The sequence below is a fragment of the Roseovarius dicentrarchi genome (assembly GCF_003316635.1).
Taxonomy (GTDB): Bacteria; Pseudomonadota; Alphaproteobacteria; order Rhodobacterales; family Rhodobacteraceae; genus Roseovarius; species Roseovarius dicentrarchi.
Window position 1 is genome coordinate 144,584 of the sequence record NZ_QNQP01000001.1, and the last position, 12,299, is coordinate 156,882.

A 12,299-nucleotide genomic window follows, 5' to 3' on the forward strand; every position below is an offset into this window, starting at 1 on the left:
TCAACACTCTGCGCCGCAACACCATCAACACGTCACTTCATCAACGGGGGACATAGCGCTGTGACCGAGTTCAAAAAGATCCTGATCGCCAACCGGGGCGAAATTGCCATCCGCATCATGCGCGCCGCCAATGAGATGGGCAAACGCACCGTCGCCGTCTTTGCCGAAGAGGACAAGCTGGGCCTTCACCGCTTCAAGGCCGATGAGGCATATCGCATTGGCGAGGGGCTGGGACCGGTCGCCGCCTATCTGTCGATCCCCGAGATTATCCGCGTTGCCCGCGAATCCGGCGCCGACGCCATTCATCCCGGCTATGGCCTTCTGTCCGAAAACCCCGATTTCGTGGATGCCTGCGTTGCCAACGGCATCACCTTCATCGGCCCGCAGGCCAAAACCATGCGCGAGCTGGGCGACAAGGCCAGCGCGCGCCGCGTTGCCATCGAGGCCGGCGTGCCCGTCATCCCCGCGACCGAAGTGCTGGGCGACGACATGGACAAGATCCGCGCCGAGGCCGAGGAAATCGGCTATCCGCTGATGCTGAAAGCGTCCTGGGGTGGCGGCGGGCGCGGCATGCGCCCGATCAACGGCCCCGACGAACTGGAGGAAAAAGTGCTGGAGGGCCGCCGCGAGGCGCTTTCCGCGTTCGGCAACAGCGAGGGGTATCTGGAAAAGATGATCCTGCGCGCCCGCCACGTCGAGGTGCAGATCCTCGGCGACAAGCACGGCAACATGTACCACCTGTTCGAGCGTGATTGCAGCGTCCAGCGCCGCAACCAGAAGGTGGTGGAACGCGCCCCGGCCCCCTACCTGACCGAGGAGCAGCGCGCCGAAGTGTGCGAGCTGGGCTATAAGATCTGCAAGCACGTCAATTACGAATGCGCCGGCACGGTCGAATTCCTGATGGATATGGACACCGGAACCTTCCACTTCATCGAGGTGAACCCCCGCGTGCAGGTCGAACACACCGTCACCGAGGAAGTCACCGGTATCGACATCGTGCAGGCCCAGATCAAGATCGCCGAGGGCAAGACGCTGGCCGAGGCGACCCGCAAGGACCGGCAGGAGGATATCCACCTGCACGGTCATGCGCTGCAAACCCGGATCACCACCGAGGATCCGCAGAACAACTTCATCCCCGATTATGGCCGCATCACAGCGTTCCGCGAGGCGACCGGCATGGGCATCCGCCTTGACGGCGGCACGGCCTATTCGGGCGGGGTCATCACCCGCTTTTATGACAGCCTGCTGGTCAAGGTGACGGCACACGCGCAAACGCCCGAGGCGGCGATTGCCCGGATGGACCGCGCCCTGCGCGAGTTCCGCATTCGCGGCGTGTCCACCAACATCGCCTTTGTCGAAAACCTGCTGAAGCATCCGACATTTCTGGACAACACCTACACCACCAAATTCATCGACCAGACTCCCGAGCTGTTCACCTTCTCCAGCCGCCGCGACCGCGGCACCAAGGTGCTGACCTACATCGCCGACATCACCGTCAACGGTCATCCCGAGGTCAAGGACCGCCCGCTGCCCCGCCCCGGCCTGAAAGAGCCGCGCGCGCCGCAGCCCCAGCGCGAGCCGCAGATGGGCACCCGCAACCTGCTGGAGCAAAAAGGCCCGCAGGCCGTCGCCGACTGGATGAAGAAGCAAAAGCAGTTGCTGATCACCGACACCACCATGCGCGACGGGCATCAATCCCTGCTGGCCACGCGGATGCGCAGCCGCGACATGATCGCCGTCGCGCCCGCCTATGCCGCGCATCTGCCGCAGCTGTTTTCAGTGGAATGCTGGGGCGGCGCGACATTCGATGTGGCCTACCGCTTCTTGCAGGAATGTCCGTGGCAGCGCCTGCGCGATCTGCGCGCGGCCATGCCCAACCTGATGACGCAGATGCTGCTGCGCGCCTCCAACGGCGTCGGCTACACCAACTACCCCGATAACGTGGTGCAGGAATTTGTCCGGCAGGCCGCCGAAACCGGCGTTGATGTCTTCCGCGTATTCGATTCGCTCAACTGGGTGGAAAACATGCGCGTTGCGATGGATGCAGTGGTCGAGAGCGGCAAGATTTGCGAAGGCTCGATCTGCTACACCGGCGATATCCTGAACCCGGACCGCGCCAAATATGATCTGAAATATTACGTCGGCATGGCACGCGAGCTGGAGGCAGCAGGCGCGCATGTGCTGGGCCTCAAGGATATGGCCGGCCTTCTGAAGCCCGCCTCTGCCCGCGTTCTGGTCCGCGCCCTGAAGGAGGAGGTCGGCCTGCCGATCCACTTCCACACGCATGACACCGCCGGCATCGCCTGCGCCACGATCCTTGCCGCCGCCGATGCGGGCGTCGATGCCGTCGATTGCGCGATGGACGCCCTGTCCGGGAACACCTCGCAGGCCACGCTTGGCTCGATTGTCGAGGCGCTCGCCCATACCGAGCGGGACACCGGCATTGATATCGGCGCTGTGCGCGAAATTTCGGACTACTGGGACAATGTGCGCGGCCATTACGCAGCGTTTGAATCGTCCATGCAATCGCCCTCCTCCGAGGTGTATCTGCACGAAATGCCGGGCGGCCAGTTCACCAACCTCAAGGAGCAGGCCCGCTCCATGGGGCTGGAGGATCGCTGGCCCGAGGTCGCGCAGACCTATGCGGATGTGAACCAGATGTTCGGCGATATCGTCAAGGTCACGCCCTCCTCCAAGGTTGTGGGCGACATGACGCTGATGATGGTGTCCCAGGGACTGAGCCGCGCCGATGTGGAGGATCCGAAACACGATCTGTCCTTCCCCGACTCGGTGCTGGACATGCTGCGCGGCAATCTGGGCCAGCCTCCCGGCGGATTCCCCCCTGCGATCACCACCAAGGCACTGAAGGGCGAAAAGCCCGTCACCGACCGACCCGGAGCCCACCTGCCCCCCGTCGATCTGGAGGCCACTCGCGCCGAGCTGAGCGCGCTGCTGGAGGGGCGTGCCGTCGATGACGAGGATCTGAATGGCTACCTGATGTATCCCAAGGTGTTCCTCGATTACATGGGCCGCCACCGCATCTATGGCCCTGTCCGCGCCCTGCCGACGCGCACCTTCTTCTACGGCATGAAGCCGGGCGAGGAGATCACAGCCGAAATCGACCCCGGCAAGACGCTGGAAATTCGCCTGCAAGCCATTGGCGAGACAGGCGATGACGGCAACGTGCGCGTGTTCTTCGAACTGAACGGCCAGCCGCGCGTGACCCGTGTGCCCAACCGCGCCGTCAAGGCCACAACAGCCGCGCGCCCCAAGGCCGAGCCGGGCAACCCCTGCCATATCGGCGCGCCGATGCCCGGCGTGGTTGCCAGTGTGGCCGTCACCGTGGGCGCCGAAGTCAAAGCGAACGATCTGTTGCTGACAATCGAGGCGATGAAGATGGAAACCGGCCTGTATGCCGAACGTGACAGCGTGGTTAAGGCCGTTCACGTCACCCCCGGCGGCCAGATCGACGCCAAGGATCTGCTGATCGAGCTGGAATAAGACCGCAGCCAACACGCGATAGAAAGGCGGAGGCAGATCAACCTGCCTCCGCCTTTTGCATTCGCGCCAAGACGCGCAGGCGCCCGTCCGTCGCTCGTTCCAAATGCATGTGGTAAAAAGCAGAAAGGCCACCCGAAGGTGGCCTAGTCTGACCTGCTGGGTGGGCAGGATCTAATTGGAGCGGGCGAGGCGATTCGAACGCCCGACCCTAACCTTGGCAAGGTTATGCTCTACCCCTGAGCTACGCCCGCACCGATTGACGTGGATGTACAAATTTACCGCACGGGCCGCAAGGGTAAATAACCGATATCCTGAAAAAAACCGCGGCGACCCAGCCGCCAGCCCACTCGCGGGCACGTCCCCTATGACGCACGCCGCAGAATATAAACCAAAACGCCCACCCGCGCCCCTTGTTACGAGGCCACACGCACCCTAGTTTGAGCGGTGGCGGGTTCTGCCCTTCTCGTGAACGGTTGCATTCCGGTGGCCTTAAGCAAATCCGAGGGAACTGGCTCTGTCCTGGCCCTGGTCAGGTTACCCGGTGCCCACCTGTAAATACAGGTCCTCGGGAATGAGATAACCAAACGGCTGCGTGCGGGCCCGCCACTTTCCTACGTAAGCAAACACAAGAAAACACGCCCCTTTCAGGGCGTGCGCCGGATGGCAATCTCGCAAACTCTGTCAACGGCGTTTTGACGTCTCCGGGCGTGCCTGCGCGGCAACGCGCACCGGCACCATCTGGCCGTGGTTGCGGCTGACGCGCTGCTTGTGGCCGCCGCGCGGCTCGTCATCGTCGTCCTTCATGTTCATGACCGCAATACCGAACTGCACCCCGGCAAACACCACACCATTGGCCAACCACAGCACCAGAACAGCCAGCCACCCCTTGTCAGAGTTGGATACAAGATGCCACAGATTGGCGATATCAAACCACAGCAGCATCCCGACAAACGCGCCGGCAATCGCAAATCCGATGATCACATGCGTAATATATAGGCGGATCAGTTTCGGCATCGGGGCATCTCCTGCAAATGGGATACCTTTTAATGTAACGCGGGTGTGTCCCGTCGCAAGGGCAATCGGCGAATAATGGCGCACAGCGTGTCAAAAGGCCGCCGGTTGCGCCTCCCGCGCCATGTGGTCCAGCACGGCATTTACAAATTTCGGCTCGCGCCCGTCGGGGAAAAAACTGCTCGCAACATCAACGTATTCGGTAATAACGACGCGCGGCGGCGCGTCATCGCTGATCAACTCGGCGCCGGCAGCCCGGAACAACGCGCGCAAAGTGGGGTCAATCCGCGCAATCGGCCATTTTGCCACCAATGCGCGGTCGGTCATCTGGTCAATCCGGCGCTGATTTTCCACCGCACTGTCCAGAACGCTGCGAAACAGATCCTCGTCCCCGTCAACCATATCGCTATCGTCGTCAAAGGCCGCACCAAAGCGGTGGTCGAGAAACTCTAGGTACACGGTATCGGCGCTTTGGTTGGAATGCTCCATCTGGAACAGCGCCTGCACGGCATAAAGCCGCGCGGCAGAGCGCATCTTGCGTTTTTGATTGCCGGAAATGGGTGCAGGCTCGCTGGTCATGCCGTCGGTTTGTCCTTGGATGTGCCGGCAATGCGCCTGTCGCCCTCGCCGGGAATGAACCCCACGCCCTTGCGCGGAGCGCCCCATTTACGGGTCAGCGCGATCAGATGCAAGGCAGCAGCGGCGGCGCCCCCGCCTTTGTTCATGCGCGCGGGATCGGCCCGCGCCTCGGCCTGATCGCGGTTTTCCACCGTCAGAATGCCGTTGCCGATGCAGATGCCCTGAAGGCCCAGCAGCGTGATGCCCCGGCTGGAATCGTTGCACACCGTCTCGTAATGGGTCGTCTCGCCGCGAATGACGCAGCCCAGCGCAACGTAGCCGTCATAATTGCTCAGCCGTTCGGCGATGCCGATGGCGGTCGGCAGCTCCAGCGCGCCGGGCACCTCGACCAGATCAAAGGTGGCGCCGGTCGCCTCGATCTCGGCCGTGGCGCCGGCGATCAGGTTGTCGGCGATGTCGCGGTAGAACGGCGCGACGACGACCAGCAGCTTGGCGGGTTTGTCCAGCGCGGCGCGGGGCATGGTATATTCGGTGCCTGCCATGGGATTTTAACCTTTGCTCAAGGGATGCGTGCCAATGATGGTGATACCGTAGGCATCAAGGCCCAGATACCGCGTGTCGGGGTTGTCAGTGACAAGGATCAGCTCGTGAATGCCCATCGTCGACATGATCTGCGCGCCCAGACCAGTATGCTTGATCGTGCGTGGGCCATCCTCGTCCAGTTCCTCGGCCAGCTCGGGACGTGGCTGGCGAAACAGGAAAATGGCGCCGCGACCCTCGTCCGCGATGATCTGCATCGCGCTGCGCAGCTTGCCCGCGGGCGCGCCGCCGATGCCCAGCACATCCTCCAGCGCGTTCAGCGCATGGGTGCGCGCCAAGACAGGTGCGCCATCAGTGATGTCGCCCTTGATCAGCACGACATGCTCGGTGCCAGATATCTGATCTGCAAAGATGCGCATTTCCCAATCGCCGCCGATATGGGCGCTGACCTGCTCGCGCCGTACTTCGCGCACAAGGTTGTCGTGCTTGTGCCGGTAGGCGATCAGATCGCTGATCGTGCCGATTTTCAGACCATGCTTTTGCCCGAATTCGACCAGATCGGGCAGCCGCGCCATGGTGCCGTCGTCCTTCATGATCTCGCAGATCACGCCGGACGGGTTCAGCCCCGCCAGCCGGGAAATATCTACAGCCGCTTCGGTATGGCCCGCCCGCACCAGCACACCGCCCGCGCGCGCGCGCAAGGGGAAGATGTGGCCGGGCGTGGCCAGCGCGGCCATCGTGTTCTGCTCGTTGATCGCGGTGGCAACGGTCAGCGCGCGGTCGGCGGCGGAAATGCCGGTGCTGACGCCTTCGCGCGCCTCGATCGACACGGTAAACGGCGTCTCGTGACGCGAGGAGTTGTTGACGGCCATCATGGGGATGCCCAAACGGTCCACCCTTTCGGCCGTCATCGGCAGGCAGATCAGGCCGCGGCCATGGACGGCCATGAAGTTGATGGCATCCGGCGTGGCGAATTCGGCGGGGATGACCAGATCCCCCTCGTTTTCGCGATCCTCATGGTCGACCAGAATGAACATCCGCCCGGCGCGCGCCTCGGCGATGATCTCCTCGGTCGGGGCGATGGCGCTGCTCAGGTCCGATTCGACCGGTCCGGGCGTGCGATAAGCTGTCGTTTCAGGCATGGGCCCCCCTTGACGTCCTTTGCCGTTCAGATAACCCGCGCCGCCCCTATTGACCAGAGCGGAGTGCCGCATGGACGCATGCGGCAAAATCGTCGCCGCGCTGCTCGAAACTGTCATATTGATCAAAACTGGCCGCCGCAGGTGCCAGCAAAACCGTCTCGCCCGGTTGGGCATCGCAATGCGCGCGGCGCACCGCGTCGGCCATCGTGGTGCAGATCTCGGCCTGCACACCCTCCAGACCCAAGGCGAAATGCGCCGCCTCGCGGCCTATCACATACGCCTTGGTCACATGCCCCAACGCCGGGGCCAGCGCCGCCAGGCCGCCCTCCTTCTCCAGCCCGCCGCAGATCCAGCGGATACGGTCGAACGCCTGTAGCGCCTTGAGCGCGCTATCGACATTTGTCGCCTTGCTGTCGTTCACGTAAGTGACGCCGCCCGCCTCGGCCACGATCTGGCTGCGATGGGGCAGGCCCGGATAGCTGTGCATTCCCTGCTCGATCACGCGCGGGGCAAGGCCCATGGTGCGGCAAACGGCATAGGCGGCGCAGGCGTTCTGGTGGTTATGCGCGCCGGGCAGCCCCTTGATAGGGCGCAAATCTATGCTGCCTGCCTGCCGCCCCTTGCGGTATTCGGACAAAAACCCCTTGCGCGCAAAGACTTGCCAGCCGGGGCCAGTCAATTTTTCCGTGACGGAAATGCGGATGACACGGTCATCCCCTGCCCCCTCGGACATTTGCCCGGCCAGAAATCGGCCCTCGGGCTCATCGACGCCGATGATGGCACGGTCCGGCCCGCCTTCGGCAAACAGGCGCCGCTTGGCCGCGAAATATCCGCCAAGACCGGCGTGCCGGTCCAGATGATCGGGGGTGAGGTTGGTAAACACGGCGACATCCGGCGTCAGCGCGCGCGCCAGTTCGGTCTGGTAGCTGGACAGTTCCAATATGACCGCGCCGCCATCCTCGGGCGGGTCGATGTCCAGCACCCCGCGCCCGATATTGCCCGCCAGTTGCGCGTCGCGCCCGGCCTCGGACAGGATGTGGTGGATCAGCGCAGATGTGGTGGATTTGCCGTTTGACCCGGTGATCGCAATGACTTTGGGCGGCTGGTCAAAATCGGCCCACTCGGCGCCGGCAAAGGATCGGAAAAACAGCCCGATATCATTATCCACCGGAACGCCCGCGGCCTGTGCCGCCGCGACAACGCGGTTTGGCGCCGGATACAGATGCGGGATACCGGGGCTGACAATCAGGCTGGCAATGCCGTGAAAGGCGCCCTCGCGCGTGAGGTCCAGCAGGTCGAACCCTTCGGCTGCCGCCCGGTCGCGCGCCGCGTCATTATCGTCCCAGCAGACCGGCAGCGCCCCACCCGCCCGCAAGCTGCGCGCCGCAGAAAGGCCGGACCTGCCAAGGCCCAGAACAGCCACCCGCGCGCCGTCATATCCGCGAACGGGGATCATTGCGCCCTCCAGCGCGTTGCAAAGTCACCCTTGAACATGGCGTTACCGCACCTTCAGCGTTGCCAGACCAATCATCGCCAAAATCAGGGAGATGATCCAGAAACGGATGACGATCTGCGGCTCCGACCAGCCCTTTTTCTCGTAATGGTGGTGAATGGGGGCCATCAGGAACACCCTCTTGCCGGTGCGTTTGAAGTACAGCACCTGGACAATCACGCTCAGCGCCTCGACCACGAAAAGGCCGCCGACAATGGCCAGGACAATTTCGTGCTTGGTGGCCACGGCGATGGCGCCCAGCGCTCCGCCAAGCGCGAGCGAGCCGGTGTCTCCCATGAACACGGCAGCCGGGGGCGCGTTGTACCACAAAAACCCAAGTCCGCCACCGACAAGGCCCGCGACGAAAATCAGGATTTCGCCGGTGCCATCGACGTAATGCACATCCAGATAGGTGGTGAAATCGACCCGCCCGACAACATAGGCGATCACGCCCAGTGTGGCGGCGGCGATCATCACCGGCATGATCGCCAGCCCGTCCAGACCATCAGTCAGGTTCACAGCGTTGGCCGCACCGACGATGACGATCATCGCAAAGGGGATAAAGAAGAATCCCAAATCAATCAGCGCATTCTTGAACACCGGCATAGCCAGTTGATATTGCAGCGCTTCGGGGTGATAGACCGCCGCCCAGTAGGCCGCGATGGCCGCGATCAGGAACCCCAGCGCAAGGCGCAGCTTGCCCGGCACGCCGGCGTGGTTTTGTTTCGACACCTTGGCGTAATCATCGGCAAAGCCGATCGCGCCAAATCCCATGGTGACAAACAGCACGATCCAGATGAACGGATTGTCCAGCCGCGCCCACAGAAGCGTCGATGTCAGCAGCGCGCCGACAATCAGCAGCCCGCCCATGGTGGGCGTGCCGGCCTTGACGAAATGCCCTTCGGGTCCGTCGGTGCGGATGGGCTGCCCCTTGCCCTGGCGTTTGCGCAACACGTTGATCAGGGGACGGCCAAACAGGAAACCGAAAATCAGCGCCGTCAGGAATGCCCCGCCGGTGCGAAAAGTGATGTAGCGGAACAGATTGAAAAAATCGCCGCCGTCGGACAGGGCGGTGAGCCAATAGAACATTCAATCATCCCTTTCATGGGAACGGTCTGCCCGCCCCGACTTGCGCAAGCTGTCGACAATCTTGCTGACTTTGCTGCCCTTCGATCCCTTGACCAGCAGCACATCGCCCGCGTCTATCACGTCATGCACGCGCTGCGCCAGATCCTCTGCGCGCTCAAACCACTGGCCGCGTTGCGCGCGCGGTAGCGCGTCCCACAGCGCGCGCATACGAGGGCCGACGCAATGTACGGTTGTCAGCGCGGCGATGTGCGGCAGGTCCGCCAGCGCGCGGTGCATGTCCGCCTCGGTCGCGCCCAGCTCCAGCATGTCGCCCAGAATGGCAATGCGGCGCCCCTTGGAGATGCGCCCGACATCATGGCGCGGCGCGCTGGCGGCCAGCACTTCCAGCGCGGCGGCCATGGATGTGGGATTGGCGTTGAAAGCATCGTCGATCAGCTCGATCGTCCAGTCCTCATGGGCGCTGTCCAGCTGGACCACCTCGCGCGTGCCGCGCCCGGCGGGCGGCTGCCAATGGGCAAGGTCCGGCGCGGCCAGCCCGGTATCGCCGCCCAGCGCATCGACGGCGGCCAGCACGGCAAGGCCGTTCATCGCAAAATGGCGCCCGGCGCTGAGGATCTTGAACACCGCAGGCGCGCCATCAATCGCGGCACGCACCACGGTGCAATCATTGCTAAGCTGCGCCGTCTCCAGATGGTAGGCTTCGCCTTTGGCGCCGAAGGTGACGATCCGCGCAGCCGCGCGCTGCGCGGCCTCCAGCAGAATGGGCGTCGTGTCCAGATCGGCGTTGACGATGGCGGCGCCGCCCGGCTCCAGCCCGTCAAAGATCGCCGCCTTTTCGCGCGCGATACCGTCGATATTCTCGAACGCTTCCAGATGGGCGGCGGCGACGGTGGTGATCATCGCCACATGCGGGCGCGCCATGCGGCTGAGCGGTGCGATTTCGCCGGGGTGGTTCATGCCGATTTCGATCACCGCGAATTCGGTGTCCTGCGGCATCCGCGCCAGCGTCAGCGGCACGCCCCAATGGTTGTTATAGCTGGCCTCGGCGGCGTGGGTGCGGCCCTGACGCGACAATACTTCGCGCAGCATTTCCTTGGTCGAGGTCTTGCCGACGGACCCGGTGACAGCAACGACGCGGGCGCCCGTGCGCGCCCGCCCGGCCCGGCCCAGCGCCTCCAAAGCTGCCAGAACGTCCGGCGCGATCAAGAGCGGCGCGTTCCGTGCAACGCCGTCCGGCACATGGCTGACCAGAGCGGCGGCCGCGCCCTTGGCCAGGGCAGCGGCGACGAAATCATGGCCGTCCCGCTCGGCCTTCAGCGCAACGAACAGATCGCCGGGGCGCAGTGTACGCGTGTCAATCGACACCCCACCTGCCTGCCAGTCGCCCTGCACCTGACCGCCTGTCGCGGCAGCGGCATCGGCGGCGCTCCAAAGGGTCACGCGCGGTCCCCCGCCTCGGCGGCGTCCAGCGCCATGACGGCAACGCTGGCCTGTTCGGCATCGTCAAAGGGCAGCACATCGCTGCCGACGATCTGACCGCTTTCATGGCCCTTGCCAAGGATCAGCAGCGCATCGCCCGGCCCCAGTGCATCGACGCCGCGCAGGATGGCCTCGGCCCGGTCGCCCACGTTCGAGGCATCCGGGCAGCCGCCCATGACGGCGGCGCGGATGACGCCGGGATCTTCGCTGCGCGGGTTGTCATCGGTCACAATCACCAGATCGGCATGGGCGGCAGCGGCCTGTCCCATCAGCGGGCGCTTGCCCGGATCGCGGTCGCCGCCCGCGCCGATGATCGCCACCAGGCGGCCCATCACATGCGGGCGCAGCGCCTGAATGGCGGTGGCCACCGCATCGGGGGTATGGGCGAAATCGACGAACACCGCCGCGCCGTTGGCCCGCGTTGCGGCCAGCTCCATCCGGCCGCGCACGGTGCGCATGTCGCCCAGCACATCGAACACGCGCGCCGCGTCGGACCCCGCGCCAATGGCTAGCCCCGCCGCCAGCAGCAGGTTTTCGCCCTGAAAGCCGCCGATCAGCGGCAGTTCCACCTGCTGCGGATCGCCCATCCATTCATAGCGCAGGCTTTGCCCGGTCGGATTGAACCGCTGCCCCAGAAGGCGCAGATGCGCGCCCCCGGCCCGGCCCACGCGCAACACGTCATGGCCATGCGCCTCGGCCAGATCGGCCATATCGGCGCCTTTGGAATCGTCCATGTTGATCACCGCCACGCCGCCCTCGGGCAGGACGCGGGTGAACAGGCCGGCCTTGGCGTCGAAATACGCCTCGAACGTGTGATGATAATCCAGATGGTCCTGCGTGAAGTTGGTAAACGCCGCCGCCATCAGCTGCACCCCGTCAAGGCGGCGCTGCTCCAGCCCGTGGCTGGACGCCTCCATCGCCGCATGGGTGACGCCCGCCGCTTCGGCCTCGGCCAGGACGCGCATCAGCGTGATCGGATCGGGCGTGGTATGGGCCAGCGGCGCGGCATAGCTGCCCTCGACCCCGGTGGTGCCGACATTGATCGCCTCCAGCCCCAGCGCCTGCCAGATCTGGCGGGTAAAGCTGGCGACCGAGGTTTTGCCGTTGGTGCCGGTGACGGCCACCATCACCTCGGGCTGGGCGCCGAACCACAGCGCGGCGGCAAAGGCGAGCGCGGCGCGCGGATCTTCGGTCACGACCAGCGCGGCGTCCGAGGCATCCAGTACATCCGAGGCAATGCGCGCGCCCTCGTTATCGGTCAGGATCGCGCTGGCGCCCATGCGCAGCGCGTATTGAATGAATTCGGCGCCGTGAACGCGGCTGCCGGGAAGTGCGGCAAACAGCGTGCCCTGCGCCACCTTGCGGCTATCGACCGCCAGTCCGGTGATGCGCGCCTGCGCGCCGCCCTTGGCGGCAAGACCAAGATCCGCCAGTGTCTTTGCCTGCGCCTGTGCCATGCCTGCCCC

Annotated in this window: 9 protein-coding genes and 1 tRNA gene; 1 reads left to right on the forward strand and 9 read right to left on the reverse strand. The window is 64.4% G+C overall.

What is annotated here, in order from left to right; translation table 11 throughout:
- Window positions 1-60: 60 nt before the first annotated feature.
- Complete coding sequence (locus DQ230_RS00680; protein ID WP_113910563.1) at window positions 61-3,501, forward strand: pyruvate carboxylase; 3,441 nt, start codon at window positions 61-63, stop codon at window positions 3,499-3,501.
- Window positions 3,502-3,677: 176 nt separating this feature from the next.
- Here the strand turns inward: DQ230_RS00680 and DQ230_RS00685 are convergent.
- The 9 genes from DQ230_RS00685 to DQ230_RS00725 all read right to left on the reverse strand — a co-directional run bounded on the left by DQ230_RS00685 (window position 3,678) and on the right by DQ230_RS00725 (window position 12,290).
- A tRNA-Gly gene (locus DQ230_RS00685) sits at window positions 3,678-3,752 on the reverse strand.
- Window positions 3,753-4,182: 430 nt separating this feature from the next.
- On the reverse strand, window positions 4,183-4,515 hold the full coding sequence (locus DQ230_RS00690) for a hypothetical protein (protein ID WP_113910564.1): 333 nt from the start codon (window positions 4,513-4,515) through the stop codon (window positions 4,183-4,185).
- A 90-nt stretch (window positions 4,516-4,605) separates the two neighbouring features.
- Complete coding sequence (gene nusB, locus DQ230_RS00695; protein ID WP_113910565.1) at window positions 4,606-5,091, reverse strand: transcription antitermination factor NusB; 486 nt, start codon at window positions 5,089-5,091, stop codon at window positions 4,606-4,608.
- The gene (locus tag DQ230_RS00700; RefSeq protein ID WP_113910566.1) at window positions 5,088-5,633 is read right to left on the reverse strand and encodes a 6,7-dimethyl-8-ribityllumazine synthase; all 546 of its coding nucleotides are present in this window, start codon (window positions 5,631-5,633) and stop codon (window positions 5,088-5,090) included. Before DQ230_RS00700 ends, nusB begins: the two co-directional genes overlap by 4 nt.
- Window positions 5,634-5,639: 6 nt before the next feature.
- A complete protein-coding gene (gene ribB / locus DQ230_RS00705; protein ID WP_113910567.1) occupies window positions 5,640-6,773 on the reverse strand; it encodes a 3,4-dihydroxy-2-butanone-4-phosphate synthase in 1,134 nt (377 codons plus the stop codon).
- A 46-nt stretch (window positions 6,774-6,819) separates the two neighbouring features.
- A complete protein-coding gene (gene murD, locus DQ230_RS00710) occupies window positions 6,820-8,229 on the reverse strand; it encodes a UDP-N-acetylmuramoyl-L-alanine--D-glutamate ligase (protein WP_113910568.1) in 1,410 nt (469 codons plus the stop codon).
- A 42-nt stretch (window positions 8,230-8,271) separates the two neighbouring features.
- Window positions 8,272-9,354, reverse strand: a complete 1,083-nt coding sequence (gene mraY / locus DQ230_RS00715) for a phospho-N-acetylmuramoyl-pentapeptide-transferase (RefSeq protein ID WP_113910569.1) — start codon at window positions 9,352-9,354, stop codon at window positions 8,272-8,274.
- Entirely contained in the window at window positions 9,355-10,794 is a 1,440-nt protein-coding gene (locus DQ230_RS00720) for a UDP-N-acetylmuramoyl-tripeptide--D-alanyl-D-alanine ligase (protein ID WP_113910570.1), read from the reverse strand.
- On the reverse strand, window positions 10,791-12,290 hold the full coding sequence (locus DQ230_RS00725) for a UDP-N-acetylmuramoyl-L-alanyl-D-glutamate--2,6-diaminopimelate ligase (RefSeq protein WP_113910571.1): 1,500 nt from the start codon (window positions 12,288-12,290) through the stop codon (window positions 10,791-10,793). The genes DQ230_RS00720 and DQ230_RS00725 overlap by 4 nt, the downstream gene beginning before the upstream one ends.
- Window positions 12,291-12,299: the final 9 nt, after the last annotated feature.